Origin of the sequence: Larkinella fluvii, from assembly GCF_051857545.1 — a bacterium.
GTDB lineage: Bacteria > Bacteroidota > Bacteroidia > Cytophagales > Spirosomataceae > Larkinella.
This window is the reverse complement of the sequence record NZ_JBPZHB010000009.1, coordinates 242,492-263,414: the sequence shown is the minus strand read 5'-3', so window position 1 is coordinate 263,414 and position 20,923 is coordinate 242,492. Positions and strand designations below refer to the sequence as shown.

Genomic DNA, 20,923 nt, shown 5'->3' with positions numbered 1-20,923 from the left:
AGCTTACTAAGTTGCCAGTTGTAAGTTGTTTGTTTTCAGTTAACTAACGTAAATAAACACATTCTGTTCAAAACGAAACCCAGCAACTTAATTTTAAATATCATCCACAAAGGAGTTTTCCCGTTTCCGGAAAAAATAAATGGAGATGAAGAGAAAGATCGTAATGATCACCACTGAATTAATCACACTGGTCGGATTGAAAAAGGCTTTCTCACCCAATAACGACCATTTGAATCCGTCGATAATGCCCACCATCGGGTTCATGTAATAGATCGGGTGCCACCATTCGCCGGCATTTTCTTCTACCAGCCGGCTGCTGTAGGCAATCGGGCAGGCGTAAAAACCGATCTGAACGATGAACGGTATGAGCTGACCAATGTCCCGAAATTTGACGTTGAGCACTGCAAAGATAAGACCAAATGCAAAGGATGCCAGCAACGCCAGCAGGATAAAGAAGGGCAGAAACAGGATGTGCCAGTCGGGCCAGAACTGGTACCAGATTGTCAGGACCACAAACAGGCCCAACGCCACCAGAAAGTCGATGAAACTCACGACCGACGAACTGAGCGGCATGATCAGCCGGGGAAAATACACCTTGGTGACCAGGTTCGAGTTGGCCGTGATGCTGGTGCTGATCTGGGTAAATGAGTTGGAAAAAAACGTCCAGATCGTCAAACCAGCCAGAATCATGAGTGGATACGGAATGCCGGGGTCGCCTTTCAGTTTCGCTACTTTGCTGAATACGAAGAACATAATCATCATCGTAATCAGTGGCCGGATCAGACTCCAGGAGGTACCCAGAATCGTCTGTTTGTAGCGGACTGAAATGTCACGCATGGATAAAATATAGAGCAATTCCCGGTTTTTCCAGAGATCCCGCCAGTAATTCTTTTCCGACCGGCCGGGTTCAATAACCACTTCGTGTGTTTTCACAAACTTGAATAAATGAAGAGTGTAAGTAAGTTCCCTTCCTCCGGAACCGTTCGGTTGGTGAGGAAGGGTTCATTGGCAATATTAGCTCTGCATGATGCTGTGGAAGGTCTGTCTCAGGAAGATGAAGATCAGACCCAGAATGAGCCCCATGACAATGCCGGCCTGGAAGGCATATGGTTCGTGGGTCTCTTTAAACAGCGGGAGCGACACGGGTTCCACGATGGTGAACAGGGGCGCTTCCTTGATCAGGCTGAGTTTCAGGTTGTCGACACTTTGAACCGCCCCATAGTAAAGTTGTTGCAGAAAGGTCGAGTTGCGGGTTAGTTTCGATTGCTGGAGCTGCCCTTCGGCCACAACGACCTGCTGATTCTGGTCGATATAACGGGCCAGGTTCGAATCATTACGACCCAGCACGCGTCCCAGCGAATCCCGGCGGTTCTCCATCAGCACCAGCATTTCTCGGGTTTTGCGGTTTTGCTTTTCCGTAAAGTCTTCCTGTACGGTTTCCAGCAGAATATCCAGCCACGTTGCCGCCAGCATTTCCGCGTGCATACCGGTTCTCAGGGTCAGGAAGGAGGATTTTCGGTCGAGTTGCGCAATGGAAGTCTCGCCTTTGATTCGGTTGAAGACCCCATCCAGCGCCTTGTTTTCCAGTCGCGTAAAATTCTTCGGATCTTTTCCCCGGATAAAGCGGAAGTTCCGCAACGTATCGTCGTCTTCCCACTCATCGTCACGAATCCCGCTCTTGTTGATGTAGTAGTTGACCATCAGGTCTTTGTGGTTGGCGGTTGTGTCCACCTCTTTCAGCAAAGACCGGGTGATGATCGGTTTGGAAACCACGTAATACATAAAGTTTTCACCCGTGAAGATGTTGGCATCCGGAGCGCCACCGCCCAGCCCAAACATGCCGGCCAGGTTGCCCAGTTCGCCCAAACCACCCTGGCTTGAACCGCCCCCGAGGTTAAATGTAATGTATCCCGTGTAGGTAGGCCGTTTGTCGGTATTGAAGTCAATGATGAAGCCAATGGCTCCGCCGATCACCATAAAGATCGCCAGCAGTTTCCAACTGCGGACCAACTGGTCTTTGAACAGGATGACCCGGTTGACAACTTCCTTGGGCGATACCTGATCGGGAGGCAGTTGATTTTTGTCTGTTTTTTTTGAATCAATGGTTTCCATACGAAGTCAGATTACCAAAGCGATTTATGTCTGTATTAACGAAGCAACCGGAATGCCAACACTGTCGTGATCAACGTCATGATCGAACTGAGCACGCCGGTGGTGTTCGAAATGAGCTGCTGCGGGGTCAATTCGCCCTTGGTTTGCTGCGGAACAATAATTTCGGAACCGGGTTCAACGCGTGGATACACATTGAAGAAGGCAAACCGGCGTGTCCGGTCGGCCGACCCGTTGGCATATACGACGTAGGCGCGTTTCCGGGCTGAACGGCTGGTGAAACCACCGGCCTGCGAAATGTAATCCTGGAACGTTTGTCCTCTCCGGTATTTCGCCGTCGTCGGTAACAATACTTCTCCACCAACCCGTACGGTTTCCAGTTGTTTCGGAATTCGTAAAATATCACCTTCTTCCAGAATCATATCTTCTGCGGAACCCGGATTACTTAAAATCTTCTGCAGGCTAATCCCGATCAGTTGCTCCGTAACATCCGTGGTTACTTCCGGCTTCACAATCGCCTTTGGGCTGTCGTCGGCCAGTTCGGTAATGGTTTGCTGACGCAACTGTTTTTCGGCCTCGCTCAGCTGGATGGTCCGCACCAGCGTAGCGCCCTGAACGTACGCAAACGGTGTAATGCCCCCCGCCATTTTAACCAGATCCGAAACGCGCTGGTCTTTCGTTACCACCGGATATTCACCCGGCATGACGACTTCCCCTTCCACATTGACAAAGGTTTGGATCCGGTAATTTGGTGAGCGTCGTACGATCACCTGATCGTAGGGAAAGAGCGGAAACTGCGTATCCGTTGGCTTCATGCTGAGATCCCGATCGACGTTGAATCGGAAAATTTCCGAAACCTGCGCTGATTTTGAACTCACATCGACGTCTTTTTTCCGACGAACAATTTCAATCTGCGCAGCCGCAGCCGACTCTTTCAAACCACCCGCCCGCAGAATCAGATCTTCGAGCGTCATGTTGGCCACATACGGCGTAGCCTCGATGGGGGTGATCACTTCCCCGGTGATGCTGATTTCGGCAAATTCGGCCATATCGAAGCGGGAAGGAATAATGACCTGATCTTCCCGTTTCAATTCCACATCCGGTTTCACTCCGTTCATAATATCGACCAAATTTAGGGAGATATTTTCGATCGCCATGTCCTCGCGGGTGCGAACAATTTGAATCCGCCCCGTAAAAGCTTCTCCTTTCAGACCTTCGGCACTGGCAATCAGTTGTTTCAGGGTTTTATTCTGATCCAGCGAATAAATGCCCGGACGGAAAACCGCGCCTTGAATACCGACCTGATTTTCGTAACGAACCAATACGCCTTCAACCACAACCTGGTCACCATCTTCCATCGGGAAGGTCGGAAAATCGGATTCCACAACGTCGATGACCTTCAATTCCCGGTTCGTAAACCGGGTTACTTTGATGCGGGCTTTATAGGCATTGCTGCTAAAACCGCCGGCCAGTTCGAGCAATCGCGCCATGGGTTCGCCGGGCAACATTTCAAAAATGTTGTTGCGTTTGGTCGATCCGTTAATCTCCACGTGCGACTTGAACGTCTGGAAACGTACGTTATCGTTGTCCTGCAAGCGGATGTCGTTCCGCTGAATCCCGGTCGTCAGGAAGTCATACAAATCGATGGAGGCCACAACCCGGTTGTTGCGGATCACCTGAACATTCCGGAAAGACCCGATTTCACTGGGGCCACCGGCCTGGTAAATCACGTTCATGGCTGTCGAAAGCGACGATACCGTGTAGGTTCCCGGCCGGACGGCTTCGCCCGTCACCGTTACCCGGATGCTGCGAATATCACCCAGGGTTACGATCATATACGTGTTGGCCGGTCCGTAAGGCCCGCTTTTCAATCCGACATAGATTTTCGCCAGCCGGTCCAAAATGCGACCCCTCGCCTGTTCAATGGTTAGACCGGAAACGTGAACCGGCCCGACCCGCTGGAGGTAGATAAACCCGTCGGGGTTGACTGTGGTCTGGTAAACGGCTTCCGAATAGCCGTAGATGTTGATGTTCAACTGATCGTTGGGACCCACCACATAGCCTTTTGGTGTGGCAATGTTGATGTTCGGCTGAAAAACGCTGCCGTTGGCCGGATCGTTGAAAAGCTGGTACCCGAATAATTTACGCCGTTGGGCGGCCAGTTCCCGTTCCCGCAACAGTTCGGCTTCCGTTTTTAATTGAGTCTCGTTCTGGTCGTCCAGGGGTTGCTCGGTGGCATTCTGGCTGCTTCCGTCGGGAGCGGTTTGCTGCCCGTTCTGGTTGGTACCTGTCGTGCCGTTTTGCCCGGTCGTACCGGTTTGGCCCCGGGTTCCCTGTTGGTTACCGCCCTGTTGTGTGGTGCCGGTTTGGCCCCGGGTTCCCTGTTGGTTACCGCCCTGTTGCGTGGTACCGGTGGTACCTTGCGTACCGCGGGGGGCGTTACCGGTTTGTCCCGGAAGCTGTCCGGCCGGTGCCTGACCCTGCGTGGGGCGTGGCATACCGGAAGGGAGCGTAGAAGGGGCCGACGTGGGGGCCGAAGGAGCCTGAATGACCTGAGCTGCCGCATTGAAGCCAGTACAGAGCAGCAATACACCTAGAATGGTTTTGCGGAAAAATTGCATCGAAGAGTAGGCGGAAAAATTTGAGCTAAAACAATGGAAATGTGGATATTTTTGCATATTTTTAAGAAAGTATACGACCGGTTTCCGGCGCTCAATCTCATTTGCTTTGGTTTGCTATCAGTAGTAAATCGTGCATTGCCGGTTTTTGACGCACTTTGCGCTACAAAGTAAACGAACTTTTACTACTTTTTAAACATTTTCTTTTTAAAGGTCAAAATTTCATATTTTGCGAACATCCAATAAACTGCAGACCGCAGATGAATGCGTTAAAATACGGTTTCTGGGGTGTTTTCTGACGTAAAACCAGTTTAATAGTCATATGGCAGATAGTAATCAGGTTCAGTACACGGAAGACAGCATCCGGTCGCTCGACTGGCGTGAACACATCCGGCTTCGGCCCGGAATGTACATCGGGAAGTTGGGCGACGGGTCGGCCGCGGATGACGGAATCTATGTATTGATCAAGGAAGTAGTAGACAACTGTATCGATGAACACGTGATGGGTAATGGCAAGCTCATCGACATTAAAGTGACCGACCACCGCGTTGAAGTACGGGACTATGGCCGGGGAATTCCACTGGGAAAGGTGGTCGATGTCGTATCCAAAATCAACACCGGCGGGAAATACGACTCGGGCGCTTTTCAAAAATCGGTGGGTCTGAACGGAGTTGGTACCAAAGCCGTCAATGCCCTATCCACCCTGTTTCGCGTGCAGTCGTACCGGGAAGGAAAAACCGTCTGGGCCGAATTCGAACGCGGCATTCTGGTTCGGCAGGGCGAAGATTCCACCAACCAGCGCAATGGAACCCTGGTCGTTTTCGAACCGGACAACACGGTTTTCAAGAATTTCCATTACATCCCGCAGTTTCTGGAGAACATGATCTGGAACTATTGTTACCTGAACGCCGGGTTAACGATCAGTTTCAACGGCCAGAAATTTATTTCGCAAAACGGGCTGCTCGATTTGTTGCGAAATAAAACCGACGAAGATGCCCTGCGGTATCCCATCATTCACCTGAAAGGTTCCGACATCGAGATCGCGTTGACGCACGGCAACCAGTATGGCGAAGAATACTATTCGTTCGTCAACGGTCAGTATACGACCCAGGGCGGAACCCACCTGGCGGCCTTGCGCGAAGCTTTTGTCAAAACCATCCGCGAATACTTCAAGAAGGAGTACGATGCCGCCGATATTCGGGCTTCCATCATTTCGGCCATCAGCATCCGGGTGCAGGAACCGGTTTTTGAGTCGCAGACCAAAACCAAACTGGGGTCCATCAACATGGCGCCCGACTCCAACAGCACGACGGTGCGTTCGTTTGTCATCGATTTTGTGAAAAACCAACTCGATGATTTCCTGCATATGAACACCGAAACGCGGGAAGCCCTTAAAAAGCGGATCGAACAGTCGGAGCGGGAACGGAAAGAACTTGCCGGGATTAAAAAACTGGCGAACGACCGGGCGAAGAAAGCCAATCTGCACAACAAGAAGCTGCGCGACTGCCGGAACCACCTGCCCGACATCAAGTCCGAGGATCGCTATAACACCACGCTGTTCATCACGGAAGGGGATTCGGCCAGCGGTTCCATCACCAAATCGCGGAATGTGCAGAACCAGGCGGTGTTTAGTCTGCGCGGAAAACCGCTGAACTGTTTCGGGCTGACCAAGAAGGTGGTGTATGAAAACGAAGAGTTCAATTTGCTGCAACACGCCCTCGATATTGAAGACGGACTGGATACGCTGCGCTACAACCGCATCGTGGTCGCCACCGATGCCGACGTCGATGGCATGCACATCCGGTTGCTGCTAATGACTTTTTTCCTGCAATTTTTTCCGGATTTGGTTCGAAATGGCCACCTTTACATCCTGGAAACGCCGTTGTTCCGCGTTCGAAATCCGAAAAACCACAAAGAGACAGTTTACTGTTATTCGGAAACGGAAAAGCAGCAGGCCACCGATAAATTGACCAAAGGCGGTAAAAAAGTAGAAATTACCCGCTTTAAAGGTTTGGGAGAGATTTCACCGGAAGAATTTGGCCTGTTCATTGGCGACAACATGCGTCTGGAGCCGGTGATTATGGAGAAAGAAACGTCCGTTCCGAAATTGCTCAGCTATTATATGGGTAAAAACACCCCGGATCGCCAGCGTTTCATCATCGACAACCTCCGCATCGAGAAAGATATGGAGGAAGTTGCGCTGGTATTGGAATAAGTTATATGAGTTAGGAATTAAGAGTGAAGAGTTATGAGTGAAGAGTTTCATGCGTCAGCCAACTCTTCACTCATAACTCTTCACTCATAACTTTTTTAAAAGTGACCCTCGAATCCCTCCGTACACAGATCGATTCCATCGACGATCAATTGTTGCATTTGTTGAACCAGCGCATGGAAGTGGTGCGGCAGGTTGGCGAACTAAAAAAATCGAGTAAATCCGTCATTTACCGCCCCGAGCGGGAGAAGCAGATTCTGGATCGGCTGCACGAACTGAATAAGGGCTTGATGACCCCGGCGGCTATCGACGCCATTTACCTGGAAATTTTTGCGGTTTCGCGGAATCTGGAAATGCCGGAGCGCGTGGCGTATCTGGGACCGGAAGGAAGCTTTACGCACCAGGCCGCCGAAAGCCGGTTTGGGGCCATGAGCGATTACATGGCCCTGCCCACCATCCGGTCGGTGTTCGAAAGTGTTGAAACGGGCCGCAGCCGGTTTGGCGTGGTTCCCATTGAAAACAACCAGGAAGGCGTGGTCAATGAGACGATTGATTTACTCTTCGAAAAAGACCTGCTGATTGCGGCCGAAGCCCAGATTCCGATTCACTTTACGTTTGCCACCCAAACCGACGTGCTGAGCGAAATCACGCACATTTATTCCAAAGACATTGCGTTCGGTCAGTGCAGCAAGTTTTTGCGGGATTATTTCGAGGGTTTGCCCGCCGAACTGGTGCCAGTCGAGTCGACCTCCAAAGCGGCCAAACTGGCGGCTCAGCAACCCCGGGCGGCTGCCATTTGCTCCAACATCGCTTCCAAGCTGTTCGGCGTTCCGGTTTTGTTCGACAACATCGAAGATACGGACCTGAACCGGACCCGGTTTTTGGTTCTGGCGAAGGATTTTGAAAACCAGAGGAGTGGTCACGACAAAACCACGATTGTCGCCCGGCTGCCGAATACGAACAAACCGGGGGTTTTGGCGCAGTTTCTTCAGGAGTTCGATGCCCGTCAAATCAACCTGACCAAAATTGAAAGCCGCCCACTGCGGGAAGGGGCCACGTTTAAATACTGGTTTCTGATCGAGTTTGAAGGTCACGCCAGCGACCCCGGCGTTCAGGAAATTCTGGAACACCACGGGGCTGATGTCAAATGGCTGGGGAGCTATGTGCGATCGCTGGGGTAATTTGGAAGAATTTTAAATGTAAAATGATGAAGGCTAAACGTAAAAGTGGCTAGTCGCTGACAAACTTTTACATTTAGCCTTCATCATTTTACATTTAAAATTCAATTAATTCCTAAAATCTCTCTCGTCTGTTCAACATCCAGTTGCATCTGATCCACTAAAGCCGCCAAACCTTCGAACTTCAATTCGGGACGCAGGTACTCGATAAACCGGACGGTCAGGTGTTCGCCGTAAATTTCCTGGTTGAAATCAAAAATATACACTTCAATCGTGCGATGCGTGCCGCCGACGGTGGGCCGGGTGCCAATGCTCATTGCCCCCCCGAGTTTTTCGCCTTTGTAAATCACTTCGGCGGCATAAATGCCGTTGGCCGGTACCAGCTTGCTCGGATCGTCGACCTGAATGTTGGCGGTTGGGTAGCCAATGGTGCGACCCAGTTGCTGCCCTTTGACGATGGTTCCGCTCAGGCTGTAGGGACGCCCCAGAAACTTGGTAGCGGTTTTCAGATCACCTTCCAGCAAAGCCGCCCGGATTTTGGAGGAGCTAACCCCCACATCTTCCACATCCTGACGCGGGATTTCTTCAATCTCAAAACCGTAGTGGTGGGCGTGTTGCTGCAAATACTCGAAACTGCCTTCCCGGTTGCGGCCGAAATGGTGATCGTAGCCGATGACCAGTTTTTTCGTTCCGATTTTATCCACCAGGATCTGTTCGATAAATTCCGCTGAGGATAGTTCGGAGAACGAACGGGTGAAAGGAATCACCACCAGATTATCGACGCCCGCAGCCGCCAGCAACTCGGTTTTTTCTTCCAGTGTCGAAAGCAGTTTCAAGCCCTGACTGTCGTTGGAAACCACCGTACGCGGGTGCGGCCAGAACGTCAGCACCACGGTTTCACCGCCTTCGTCGCGACGGGCAATTTCGGTGAGCCGGGTTAAAATTTTCTGGTGGCCTAAATGAACCCCATCGAAGGTACCGCTGGTGACAACGGCGTGGGAGATGGGTTGGAAAGTATCGGTTCCGTGGTAAATCTTCATGAATGTAATGGCTCAGCCGGGCGGTTTTTGCTGATAAATCCGTCGACGGTGTCCGCTTCTTCAATCCGAAACGCACCGATTCGAGTTCGGCGGAGGGCTTTTAAATACGCGCCATTTTGCAAAAACAATCCCAAATCACGCACTAAGCTACGGATGTATGTCCCTTTTGAGCAAATAATCCGGAAATCAATTTCTGGAAACCGGTCGGTATCGACTTCAAAAGTAGAGATAGTCACCGTCCGGGATTTGATCCCACCCTCCACGTTGTCGGCGGTTTCACCCCGTCGGGCTTTTTCATAAAGCCGTTCACCATTGACCCGAACGGCGGAATAAATGGGAGGAATCTGGTCGATAACGCCGGTGAGTTGCTGAACGGCGGTTTGAATGGCTTCGGGCGTGATTCCGGAAACATCGAATTCGGCATCGAAATCCGTTTCCAGATCGACGGAGGGCGTGGTTTTGCCCAGCACCAGCGTGCCGGTATATTCTTTTTCCTGCGCCTGGTAGCTGTCGATTTGCTTGGTCATTTTACCGGTGCAGAGAATCAGCAGGCCCGTTGCCAGCGGATCGAGCGTTCCGGCATGGCCAATTTTCTTGAACTTCCCCGCAAATTTGAGCTTCTTAACGACATCGAACGACGTCCAGGTCAGCGGTTTATCGATGAGAATTAGTTGGCCTTCGTCGGGTTGCTGCATGGATTTAGACAACATCCAGTTTTACGCCGGCTGCCATCAGGCCCAGCAATAACAAGCCGAGTGCAATGCGGTAATATCCGAATACTTTGAAACCGTATTTGGTCAGAAAACCGACAAATCCGCGAATGGCGAGCAGGCCCACAATGAACGCAACAACGTTACCAATCAGCAGAATCTGAATATCGTCGGACTGAATGGTTTTGTAGGTTTTCAGTAATTTATAGCCTGAGGCTGCCGCCATGGTCGGAACGGCCAGGAAGAACGAAAATTCAGCGGCCTGTTTCCGCGTAAGTCCCTGGGTCATCCCGCCAATGATGGTGGCGGCTGAGCGGGAAACACCCGGAATCATGGCGATACACTGAAAGAATCCGATTTTGAGCGCTTCGGGAAACGTGACGTCGTAATCCCGCGGAAACTGCTTGAAAATGCGGTCGATGTAAACCAGTAGAATACCGCCCAGCAAAAGGGTAATGGCAACCACGGTTACATTTTCCAGCAGCGAATCGATGAAATCATTCAGCAAAAAACCGATGACGGCGGCTGGCAGAAAGGCCACGAGGAGTTTAAAATAGAAATCGGTCGTTTGTAAAAACCGGCGCCGGTAAAGCACCAGAACCGAAATGATGCAGCCGAACTGAATGTTGACCGTGTATAGCTTGGTAAATTCCGACTTGCTGATGCCGACCAGGGACGAATAAATAATCATGTGGCCCGTGGAAGAAACCGGCAAAAACTCGGTCAACCCTTCAATAATGGCAAGAATGATCGCGTGGAGGAAACTCATTGATTCGTTGGTCGGCGCAAAATGGCAAAAAATTCAAGAATAAAACCACCCATGACAATCAGCGGGCCAACGGTAAGACCCAGGGCTCCAAAGCCAAATTCTTCCGTATCCATGCTCATCACGATGAAGCCCAGGAGAATGATTACCACGCCGATCACCATCAGGGTGTAGTTGGCGCGTCCGAAGGGAAGTTTACTCATGTAATTAAATGGTTTAATGGCTAGATGGTTAAAAAGGATGGCTGCTTAGACCATTCAATGGATTAGTACAAATCGTCCAGCGATAAGCTCAAATATCGGTGAACCGCCTGGAACGTGCTGATTAAACCGATGATTACACCGAGTACAACGACGGCACCCAGCAAAATGGCAATTTTTTCGGGTTCCTGTAAGGTCGCCAGGCCATCGATGTTGCGGAGAGCTACCTGCAATAAAATGAACAGGAGCGCAGCGGCTACGATGCCACTCATCAGGCCCTGCGTCATGCCACGCCGAAGAAATGGAAGTTGAATAAACCCGTTGGTCGCTCCGACGAGCTGCATGCTCCGGATCAGCAACCGCTGCGAATACAAGGCCAGCCGGATCGTATTGTTCATCAGAACGACGATAATGACCAGCATAATCACCGCAAAAACCGACATGATGATGTAGATTTTGGTGATGTTTTTATTGATTTCGTCGACGATATTTTCCTGGTAAATCACTTCAAAAACGCCGTTGACGCTTTCCAGATCGGTTTTCACTTCCTGTAGCCGGGCTTCTTCAAAGTAATCCTCCTGCAATTTGATGCGGTAGCTGTCGCGTAATGGGTTTTCGTTCAGGAAGTTGGTGAAATTCTCTTTGGTGTCGGCCATAAACTCCTTGGCCGCTACGTCTTTGCTGACGAACGTAATCTGGGGTGAGGTCCCATTGAAAAGAACGTACGGTTTTTTTACAATTTCAGCGTGGAGCTTTTCGAGTTTGCCGGCATCCAGATCCTTGTCCAGAAACACCCGTACTTCGTTGTTTTCACGAATATACCGGACCAGTTTCTTGGACTGAAGCACCAGCATTCCACAAAAACCAATCAAAAATAAGGCCGAAGTCAGGCTGAAAAGAATCATCCCACTCGGATACGCACCCACTTTCTTTTTTGAAGCCATAGAAAACTCCGTCGGGCAGTGTCATCCTGCCATGCCGACGTCGGTTACAAAAATACGGATTTTGCCCGAACACCAACTCATTCTGTTGGATAGAGGAGGGAGATTTAGGAAAAATTAAGAGATAGGGGGCAAAAAGGGGCAATTTGCTCTGCTTCCTGTCGGATAATTATATCGCTCAAACTTCCATTGGTCCTACGTGAATGGGCGTCAATTGATCGAGTTCGTCCAGCTCGAAAAGCCGGGAGCGAATGAAAAACCGGATGCCAAGCGGAATTTCCAGTGAAAAACTGGCCCCCCGGCCGGGCGTTACGTCAATGGTCAGTTGGGTATGTTTCCAGTACTCGAACTGGTCTTCTGACATGAAAAAATCACAGCCATGAACCTCGCCAAGCCAGACGTCGGAGGAGCCGATCAGGAAGTCACCTTTGGCAAAACACATCGGTGACGATCCATCACAACACCCTCCGCTCTGGTGGAACATCAATTCGCCATGCTCCCGGCGTAGTTTGTCGATGATGATGGCAGCAGCCGGTGTAATCTCAACGCGGGAAATAGGTTGGGTAAGCATTGGTTGGATGGCAAAAAATGGTTGAATGGTTAAAAATGGCTGGATGGTTTAATTGGTTGACAACCATCAATTAACCATTTAAACCATCCGGCCATTTAACCGTCATTAATTAAAAGAACCCCAGTTTATTCTTGCTGTATGAAATCAGCAGGTTTTTCGACTGGCGGTAGTGGTTGAGCATCGAGAGGTGGTTTTCCCGACCGAAGCCCGACTTCTTGTATCCACCAAACGACGCGTGTGCCGGGTAGTTGTGATAACAGTTCACCCACACCCGACCTGCCTGAATGGCCCGCGGCACCTGGTATAGCTCATGTGCGTCGCGGGTCCAGACACCGGCTCCCAGACCATACAGCGTGTCGTTGGCCATTTCGATGGCTTCATCGACGGTTTTGTATGTCGTGGCCGAAACCACCGGGCCGAAGATTTCTTCCTGGAAAATCCGCATCTTGTTGTTGCCCCGGAAAATCGTCGGCTCAATGTAGTACCCGTTTTCCAGGCCATTGTTCAGCTTCGCCGGGCCACCGCCGGTCAGAATTTCAGCGCCTTCCTGCTTACCAATGTCGATATACGACAGAATTTTTTCGTACTGGTCGTTGGAAGCCTGTGCGCCCATCATCGTAGTCGTATCGAGCGGATGCCCCAGTTTGATGGCTTTCGTACGTTCGATCACTCGCTCCATGAAACCGTCGAAAACGCTTTCGTGAACCAGCAGACGCGAGGGACAGGTGCAGATTTCGCCCTGATTCAGCGCAAACATTACGGCACCTTCGATACACTTGTCAAAAAACGCATCATCGGCATCCATGATCGACGGCAGGAAGATGTTCGGCGATTTGCCGCCCAGTTCCATCGTGACCGGAATCAGGTTTTCCGACGCATACTGCATAATCAGACGACCGGTGGTGGTTTCGCCCGTAAAAGCCACTTTGGCGACGCGCTTCGATTGCGCCAGCGGTTTGCCTGCTTCCGGGCCAAAACCGTTGATAATGTTGATGACCCCCGGAGGAACGACGTTTTCGATCAGCTCCATCAGCACCAGAATTGAGGTCGGCGTTTGCTCGGCGGGCTTCAACACCACGCAGCAACCGGCCGCCAGGGCGGGGGCGAGTTTCCAGGTGGCCATCAGCAACGGGAAGTTCCAGGGAATAATCTGGGCCACCACGCCAATCGGCTCTTTGATGATCATGGAAACCGTATCGGCATCCAGCTCCGAAACCGATCCTTCTTCGGCCCGGATGACACCGGCAAAATAGCGGAAGTGGTCGACCACCAGGGGCAGATCGGCTGCCATTGTTTCGCGGACGGCTTTTCCGTTTTCGACGGTTTCGACGCGCGCCAGAAATTCGAGATTATTCTCAATGATGTCGGCGATTTTGAGCATGATGTTGCTGCGTTCGGTGGCCGACGTGCGCGACCAGGTTGCAAACGCTTTATGAGCCGCGTCCACCGCCAGTTCCACATCGGCGGCTTTGGAACGGGGCATTCTTGAAATCAGGCTATCGTCGATGGGAGAGTTATTCTCAAAATATTCACCGCCAACGGGAGGGACCCATTTCCCGCCAATAAAGTTTTCATACTGATTCTTGAACTGAGGTCGTTCCAGTTGGGTAGCCGAGCGGGTGGCCACGGGTGCTTCTAAGGTTTCCATGGATGTAAGAATACGTTAAACTGATTTTCGGAATTTGAATTATGACAAATTTTGCCGAAATCGTACTAAAGTTTTTTCGCTATTCTCTCAAAAACTTACGGTATTGTCTCTTTCTTTTTCCTCTATAAACCCTACTGGAATATGCGTCTTCTCGTAGTGAATACGGTTTTAGGGAATTCGGGAAGTTGAAATCGGAATGGTAAACGGAACAGAACCAGTAGCTTATGACATCGGGAAAAAAGTCATTGCAGAATTTGGAAGCGTTGCCGGCCTGGGGTGGTCGCCTGGACGCACTGGTGGAAAATAAGCTGACCCTCAGCCACGACGTGGCGGAACTTCATTTGTACGAAACGTTCCAGCGGGCGCAGTTGGTCGAACTGGAATTTGGTGCGCCGGTGCTGACCAGTATGTTGACCGGGAAGAAGGTCATGCACATTGACGAGCTGAAACCGTTTGATTATCTGCCCGGTGAATCGCTGGTGTTACCGGCCAACAAACCGATGAAAATTGATTTTCCGGAAGCGACCGTCCAAACGCCCACCCGCTGCATTGCGCTCACGATTTCGGGGGAGTTTATTCAGCAGACCGTCAACTATCTGAATGAAGAATATCCCCGCAGTGAACCCAGTGAACTCTGGGAGGTGGATACCAATAATTACCATTTACAGAACAACTTCGAAATCAGCTCGTTGATTGATAAAATCATCCGATTATACCGGGAAAACAACGTCCTGAAACCGTTCTTCATCCACAATTCGCTGGAAGAACTGATCGTGCGGCTGATGCAGACCCAGGCCCGGCGGGTGCTGGTCGATCAGGCGCGGAAATACATGAGCTCGCATCGGTTAGCGTTTGTGGTGGAGTATATACGCAACAATCTGACGAAGGCGTTGGCAATCGACGAGTTATCCAGTCAGGCGTGTTTGTCCAAGTCCCACTTTTTCAGGTTGTTCAAAAACGAACTTGGGGTGTCGCCGATCCAGTTTATTCTTCAGGAACGCATCCGGCTGGCGAAACAGATTCTAAGCAATCCCGCCAAGTCAATTACGGATGCCTGTTATGAATCGGGATTCAATAGCCTGACGCATTTCAGCAATGCCTTTCGAACCGTTGAGCGCATCAGCCCCCGTCAGTACAAACAGCAACTCACCTAGGCGGTTTTAGTGATCGTGCCGACTCATCCAGTCATCCATCGAAAATCTGCCCGACCCAACGACCAGGAACATAATCAACAGAAACAGAACGACAATCGACAACCAGAGTTCGGAATTCAGGGCCGAGAAACCCTTGCTGATGTTGATAAAAAACACGGCCCCCAGCAAAATGGGCAACTGAGCCAGCACCGCCAGGCGCGTCAGCATCCCGAAGGCGATCAGCACCCCGCCCACCAGATGGGCAAAGGCAACGTAGTGAACCAGCATAACCGGCGTCAGACCGAAGCGGCTTCCGCCAACGAGAGAAGAAAGGTAGGTGGTGTCGCCAATAAAACTAACTCCTTTCAGGAACAGGATAATTCCCAGCATAATGCGAAGAGCGTCAATCCAGGCGGGGTGATGCGTATCGCCCCAGTGTTCAACTCGTTGTAACACATTCATGACATCGCTTTTTTGGTAAAACTATCCTAAGTTAATCACTTTTATTAGACAAAAGCAAGGATTTATTGGGTGATTTTGTTGTTGAGTGAATGAGTGATTGAGCGATTGAGTGAAAAAGCAGAATTTTTGATCCATTCACTCAATCGCTCAATCACTCATTCACTCAATGCTATATAATCTTCGGACACTTCGTGCTGCCCGCCAGCCGGGATCGGCGCGGTTTAGGCATACGTTTGCTGGCCACCCGGGTTGTTTGCGGGGCGACGGTTTTGGAAGGATTCGCGATGATTTCCATGGTCACCAGGTCATCCAGCGGCCGGTAGTCCGGCGGGGTAGGGGCGTCGGTTTGGATCGGAAAGTAGTGGTCGCCGGGGAATTCGTAGCGTTCGAATTCGTAATCGTAGAGGTAAATATTGATGTAACCGTCCTTGCTGTATTTTGAACTAATTGAGTTGGTCGGCATCAGATTCTGGGCCTGGAGAATGTCGGGACGGCGCGCCAGCGAATCTTTAAAATACTCCTTGTAGACCTTATACCGGTTAAATTGGTACACCATGCTGGCCGAATCGATGGTCAGGGCAATGTTCAGGTAATGTAGACCATATTCCCCTCTTTTGTTGCGGGCATACAGAACGCCGAGGTTGTTGATGGCGCTTTTGTCCAGATGGCCCAGGTAACTTTGAACGGCCTTGTCGTATTCTTCCGTGTTTTTGTAGACGTTTCCTAAATTATTGAAGTACGTTTTATGCGTCGAATCGAGGTCGCGTGACCGCTCGTAATCGCGGACGGAGCGGTAGTAATACTGTTTGGCGTTGTGAAAATCCCGCTCTTTCTCGTGTTTGAGGGCCAGATAAGAACGGACTATACCCCGGTTGTTGTACAGAAACGCTTTGTGATGCCCCCGGTTGATGACGCTGTCGAGCACAGCCTCCGCCTGTTCAATCCGGTCTTTCTCCAGCAAGGAAATTGACAAACCGTTTAAGGCATTCAGACTCTGACGGTTATAGTGCAAGGCCCAGGAAAAGTTGTCGTAGGCTTCCTCCATGTTCCCCGACTTTAGATGCATATTGCCTTTGTTGGTCAGCATTTTGTCGTTTTGCGGAGACAGGCGAATGGCTTTTTCCAGATAGGCCAGCGTGTAGCGAAAGCTGTCTTTCTTGCGGTAGACTTCACTGGCACCGGCATAGGCCGCCGGATGGTCTTTGTTCAACCGCATGGCCACGTTGAGGTTGACCAGGGCGGTATCCAGTTGATTGAGTTCCAGGTGCGTAAGGCCACGACTTAAAAAGCAGTCGGCGAGATTTTTGTCTTTCTGATCGAATAAATCGGGTGATTGCAGGAAGTGTTCCATTGCCTCTTCGTGCAGGCCCTGCCGGTGGCTGATAACCCCCAGACCCAGGTGAATGTGCTGATTTTCCGGTGCCAGGGCCAAAGCCGTTTCAAACTCGATGCGGGCCGAGCGGTAATCGCGAATGCTGGCCAAAGCATTGCCCAGACCGGTTCGGGCTTCTACCCATTGTGGACGAAACTGAACGGCCCGGCGGTATTCGGCCACTGCTTTGGTAAATTCTTTCTGGCCATAGAAGGCATTCGCCAGTCCAAATCGGGCTGGTGCCTGGTAGGTTCGGTCGTTGGTGAGCAGGTAATCGGTGAATTTTTCGGCCGCTTCTTCGTATTCTTTCAGGCCGATGAGCGCATTGCCCAGCCGAACTGGCAGCATCATGGTAAGTTCTGCCACTTTTTCGACTGATTCATAAGCGTTCAGGGCTTCGCGGAATTTTCCTAAACCCAGCAATGCATCGCCTTTGACCATTCGGTACACCGGCTCTCCGGGTCGCATCCGAACGGCATCCGAAGCGGCCCGGCTGGCTTCTTCGAATTGGCCGGCGTGGAGGTGGGCAACGGCCCGGTTGAAGGCCACTTTGTCGGCTCCTTTTCCGCCGGGGGTGTTTTCCAGCAGGGCCAGGCCCACTTTAACGTCACCACTCATGCAGAAAAAGACGCCCTGATTGGCCTGGGCGTACGCAAAGTTGGGGATCTGCTGCAACAGGCTGCTGGCTTCCTCATACCGTTTCAGACGGCTGAGAATGATGGCCTGGTTGTAGAGCAACGTGTCGGAAGGGCGACCCGAGGAAGCGCGTTGCAGAAGCTGGAGCGCCCCGCTGTAATTCTTGTTTCGGGCCAGTTTGATGGCGGTATTGTTGAGCCGGGGAACGGAATCGTTGTCTGATTTTAAGTCAGACGTTAGTCCTGACGTATACCCGGTTATCGGTTGAAAAACGACAAAACACAACAACAGAATCACAGGGTACAACAACCGCGGCATCAGAGAAATTAGTTAGGACGGGCTGGTGAAGATACAATTTTTGATTATACGAGCCAAAGAAAGTGAGTTGCCGGTCTGCTTTTGTGAGTATATGGACGAATAAACAGCGCTGGAAAACGTTAAAGTAAGCGAATCACAAAACTGAATTTTGGGAGGATACTGAGCCGGTAACCCCAATTAATACAAATTGAATTTGTGCTTATATGTACGTATTAAATTGTAATCAAAAAGGAAAGACCGGTAGAAATACCGTTCGCTACTAAACGTAAAAAGCCGGTTCGATGCCGGCTTTTTACGTATGTTACAATACTTTGGCATGAACCGGTTCTTTCTGAAGCCGGTGTTGATACAGGAATTCGATCAGGTCTGCCACCAGCCCGGTCCAGCCGGTTTGGTGGTTGGCGCCGAGGCCGCTGCCGTTATCGCCGTGGAAATATTCAAAAAACAGGTGCATATCCCTGAAATACGGATCATCCTGGTATTTTTTGTAGCCATTGTAAGCCGGTATTTTGCCGGTTTCGTCGCGCCGGAAAATGTTGACCAGACGTTCGGCCACCAGCACCGTCGCTTCCTTGATGCTCATGACCTGACCGGAATTGGTCGGGTATTCGATCTCGAAATCGTCGCCGTAGTAGTTGTAAAATTTCAGCAGGGAGTCGATCAGCAGGTAATTAACCGGAAACCAGATCGGCCCCCGCCAGTTGGAATTACCACCAAACAGACTCGTTTCCGATTCGTTCGGAACGTATTTTACGGAGAAAATCTCGCCGTTCAGGTTGAATTCATACGGTTTTTCTCCGTGGTATTTCGACAACGCCCGGATGCCATAATCAGACAGGAACTCGGTTTCATCGAACATCCGTTTGAGCAGCATTTTCATCCGGTGACCCCGAAGCAGCGAAAGCAGGTGGGTAGCGCCCTTGCCCGGTTCGTGCCAGCGCGAAATCATCGACGCCAGATCCGGGCGGTTGGTTAGCACCCACTCGACCCGTCGTTTGAAATCCGGCAGTTTTTCCAGCAAGTCATCATCCAGAATTTCGACGGCAAAGAGCGGAATCAGGCCCACCATCGAGCGGATTTTCAACAGCATACTCGCGTTGTCGGGCGTGTGCAGCACATCATAATAAAACTGATCGTCTTCGTCCCACAGGCTGATGCCCTGTCCGCCCAGGTTTTTCATGGCAGCCGCAATGTGCAGGAAGTGCTCGAAAAACTTGGAGGCCATGTCCTGGTACGTCGGCCGGGTCAGCGCAATTTCGCAGGCAATCCGCAGCATGTTCAGCGTATACATGGCCATCCAGCCCGTTCCGTCAGCCTGTTCGATGTGGCCACCCATCGGCAAGGGTTGGCTGCGGTCGAACACCCCAATGTTGTCGAGGCCGAGGAAGCCCCCCCCGAACACGCTGTTGCCGCTGACATCTTTCCGGTTTACCCACCACGTGAAGTTGAGCAGCAGTTTGTGAAATACGCGTTCCAGAAAGTTGATATCGCCCTTGCCGTTCATGTCACGGTCGATCTCGTAGACTTTCCACGTCGCCCAGGCATGAACGGGCGGGTTCACATCGCCGAAATTCCACTCGTACGCCGGAATTTGCCCATTCGGGTGCATGTAATACTCCCGCAGGATAACCGCCAGTTGGCGTTTGGCAAAATGCGGATCGAGTCGCGCCAGCGTCAGGGTGTGAAAGGCCAGATCCCAGGCGGCAAACCACGGATATTCCCATTTATCGGGCATCGACAGGATGTTGGCGGTATACATGTGCCGCCAGCCGGAGTTGCGCTGGTAGGCCCGCCCATGAAACGGCGTGGGCATTTTTGGGTCGCCTTTCAGCCACTCGTTCACGTTATAATAATAGAACTGCTTGTTCCACAACATGCCCGCGTAGGCCTGCCGCTGAATAATTCGCAATTCCGGGTCGGTCACATTGGCTTGCAGTTGATCGTAAAAATCGTCCGCTTCCTGAACCCGTTGTTCAAAAATGGCGTCATAATCAGCGAAAGGCTGGCTTTTATGGGTATCCTGACTAAATCGCAGCCGAATGGTGACGGACTCGCCGGCCGGAACCGTTCGGACATACCGGGCCGAAGCTTTCGAGCCGATCTGATTTGGATTGACGTATTTTTTATCGCCCGAAACAATGTAATCGTTGACGCCGTCTTTGCAAAACAGGGAGTCGTTGGGAATGCCGTAGAGCCGCTCCGTATTGGTTTCATTTTCGCAGAACAGCAGCTCGTCGGCGTCTTCGCAATACAGTTTATACTTTCCCAGGAGTTTGTGATCGACTGCAATCTGGGTGGTGGCAATGCCGTTCAGAATGGGCTTGTAAGCATACTGCTCATAACCCCACGACCAGGTATTGCGGAACCAGAGTGTGGGCAGCATTGTGAGTTTTGCAGCCTCTGTATACCGGTTGTGGGCGGTAATTTTGATTAGAATGTCATTTTCGTCATTTTTGGCGTATTCAATGAAAATGTCGAAATACTGGTTATCGTCAAAAATACCAGTATCGACCAGCTCGAATTCGGGTTCCAGACGGTTTCGGCGACGAGCCTCATCCACCAGCCGGGAATACGGAAACGCTTGCTGGGGATACTTGTACAGCATTTTCATGTAAGAATGGGTGGGCGTACTATCCAGGTAATAGTACATCTCCTTCACATCCTCGCCGTGGTTTCCTTCCGGGCCGGTCAAACCAAAAAGCCGTTCCTTGATGATGCTATCCGTATGATTCCAGAAAGCCAGGGCAAAACAAACGTGACCCTTGTTGTCGGAAAGCCCACCAATTCCGTCCTCACCCCAGCGATAGGCCCGGGAGCGTGCCATGTCGTGGGTGATAAAACCCCAGGCATTGCCGTGGACGCTATAATCCTCGCGAACCGTGCCCCAGGAGCGTTCAGACAGATATGGACCCCATTTCTTCCACCCTTTGTTATCGGCGCGGGTATAAATGCGTTCGCGTTCGATGCTGTTTTCCATCTTGAGGTTGTATCCCATTGTGAAGCTTCAAG

General features: G+C 51.0%; 16 protein-coding genes. 3 read left to right on the top strand and 13 right to left on the bottom strand.

What is annotated here, in order from left to right; all coding sequences use genetic code 11:
• Positions 1 to 93 precede the first annotated feature (93 nt).
• The 3 genes from ACS5NO_RS24275 to ACS5NO_RS24265 all read right to left on the bottom strand — a co-directional run bounded on the left by ACS5NO_RS24275 (position 94) and on the right by ACS5NO_RS24265 (position 4,730).
• Positions 94 to 933 (bottom strand): ABC transporter permease, encoded by an 840-nt coding sequence (locus tag ACS5NO_RS24275; protein WP_114405824.1) that lies wholly within the window; start codon positions 931 to 933, stop codon positions 94 to 96.
• An 81-nt stretch (positions 934 to 1,014) separates the two neighbouring features.
• Positions 1,015 to 2,112 (bottom strand): hypothetical protein, encoded by a 1,098-nt coding sequence (locus ACS5NO_RS24270; RefSeq protein WP_439417525.1) that lies wholly within the window; start codon positions 2,110 to 2,112, stop codon positions 1,015 to 1,017.
• Between the two features lie 35 nt (positions 2,113 to 2,147).
• A complete protein-coding gene (locus tag ACS5NO_RS24265) occupies positions 2,148 to 4,730 on the bottom strand; it encodes a polysaccharide biosynthesis/export family protein (protein ID WP_439417524.1) in 2,583 nt (860 codons plus the stop codon).
• A gap of 319 nt (positions 4,731 to 5,049) precedes the next feature.
• On the opposite strand from ACS5NO_RS24265, the gene ACS5NO_RS24260 reads away from it, so the two are divergent.
• Positions 5,050 to 6,942 (top strand): DNA topoisomerase IV subunit B, encoded by a 1,893-nt coding sequence (locus tag ACS5NO_RS24260; protein ID WP_439417523.1) that lies wholly within the window; start codon positions 5,050 to 5,052, stop codon positions 6,940 to 6,942.
• A 101-nt stretch (positions 6,943 to 7,043) separates the two neighbouring features.
• Positions 7,044 to 8,120 (top strand): prephenate dehydratase, encoded by a 1,077-nt coding sequence (pheA, locus tag ACS5NO_RS24255; protein ID WP_439417522.1) that lies wholly within the window; start codon positions 7,044 to 7,046, stop codon positions 8,118 to 8,120.
• A gap of 101 nt (positions 8,121 to 8,221) precedes the next feature.
• On the opposite strand, the gene ACS5NO_RS24250 is transcribed toward pheA, so the two are convergent.
• The 7 genes from ACS5NO_RS24250 to ACS5NO_RS24220 form a co-directional block, all read right to left on the bottom strand.
• On the bottom strand, positions 8,222 to 9,157 hold the full coding sequence (locus ACS5NO_RS24250; protein ID WP_439417521.1) for a bifunctional riboflavin kinase/FAD synthetase: 936 nt from the start codon (positions 9,155 to 9,157) through the stop codon (positions 8,222 to 8,224).
• Positions 9,154 to 9,867 (bottom strand): tRNA pseudouridine(55) synthase TruB, encoded by a 714-nt coding sequence (gene truB, locus ACS5NO_RS24245; protein ID WP_439417520.1) that lies wholly within the window; start codon positions 9,865 to 9,867, stop codon positions 9,154 to 9,156. Before truB ends, ACS5NO_RS24250 begins: the two co-directional genes overlap by 4 nt.
• The gene (locus ACS5NO_RS24240) at positions 9,857 to 10,636 is read right to left on the bottom strand and encodes an undecaprenyl-diphosphate phosphatase (protein ID WP_138990897.1); all 780 of its coding nucleotides are present in this window, start codon (positions 10,634 to 10,636) and stop codon (positions 9,857 to 9,859) included. Before ACS5NO_RS24240 ends, truB begins: the two co-directional genes overlap by 11 nt.
• Positions 10,633 to 10,836: a DUF3098 domain-containing protein gene (locus ACS5NO_RS24235; protein WP_439417519.1), complete on the bottom strand. Its 204-nt coding sequence runs from the start codon at positions 10,834 to 10,836 to the stop codon at positions 10,633 to 10,635. Before ACS5NO_RS24235 ends, ACS5NO_RS24240 begins: the two co-directional genes overlap by 4 nt.
• A gap of 62 nt (positions 10,837 to 10,898) precedes the next feature.
• Positions 10,899 to 11,777, bottom strand: coding sequence for a cell division protein FtsX (locus tag ACS5NO_RS24230; protein ID WP_150875596.1), 879 nt, complete (start codon positions 11,775 to 11,777; stop codon positions 10,899 to 10,901).
• 175 nt (positions 11,778 to 11,952) lie between these two features.
• On the bottom strand, positions 11,953 to 12,345 hold the full coding sequence (locus ACS5NO_RS24225; RefSeq protein ID WP_439417518.1) for a DUF779 domain-containing protein: 393 nt from the start codon (positions 12,343 to 12,345) through the stop codon (positions 11,953 to 11,955).
• Between the two features lie 109 nt (positions 12,346 to 12,454).
• Positions 12,455 to 13,993: an aldehyde dehydrogenase family protein gene (locus ACS5NO_RS24220; protein ID WP_114405813.1), complete on the bottom strand. Its 1,539-nt coding sequence runs from the start codon at positions 13,991 to 13,993 to the stop codon at positions 12,455 to 12,457.
• A 224-nt stretch (positions 13,994 to 14,217) separates the two neighbouring features.
• On the opposite strand from ACS5NO_RS24220, the gene ACS5NO_RS24215 reads away from it, so the two are divergent.
• Positions 14,218 to 15,147, top strand: coding sequence for an AraC family transcriptional regulator (locus ACS5NO_RS24215; RefSeq protein WP_439417517.1), 930 nt, complete (start codon positions 14,218 to 14,220; stop codon positions 15,145 to 15,147).
• Between the two features lie 6 nt (positions 15,148 to 15,153).
• Here ACS5NO_RS24215 and ACS5NO_RS24210 read toward each other — a convergent pair whose 3' ends face one another.
• From ACS5NO_RS24210 to ACS5NO_RS24200, 3 genes are all read right to left on the bottom strand, one after another.
• On the bottom strand, positions 15,154 to 15,588 hold the full coding sequence (locus ACS5NO_RS24210; RefSeq protein ID WP_439417516.1) for a DoxX family protein: 435 nt from the start codon (positions 15,586 to 15,588) through the stop codon (positions 15,154 to 15,156).
• Positions 15,589 to 15,757: 169 nt separating this feature from the next.
• Positions 15,758 to 17,914 (bottom strand): tetratricopeptide repeat protein, encoded by a 2,157-nt coding sequence (locus ACS5NO_RS24205; RefSeq protein ID WP_439417515.1) that lies wholly within the window; start codon positions 17,912 to 17,914, stop codon positions 15,758 to 15,760.
• 301 nt (positions 17,915 to 18,215) lie between these two features.
• Positions 18,216 to 20,891: an MGH1-like glycoside hydrolase domain-containing protein gene (locus ACS5NO_RS24200; protein WP_439417724.1), complete on the bottom strand. Its 2,676-nt coding sequence runs from the start codon at positions 20,889 to 20,891 to the stop codon at positions 18,216 to 18,218.
• Positions 20,892 to 20,923 lie beyond the last annotated feature (32 nt).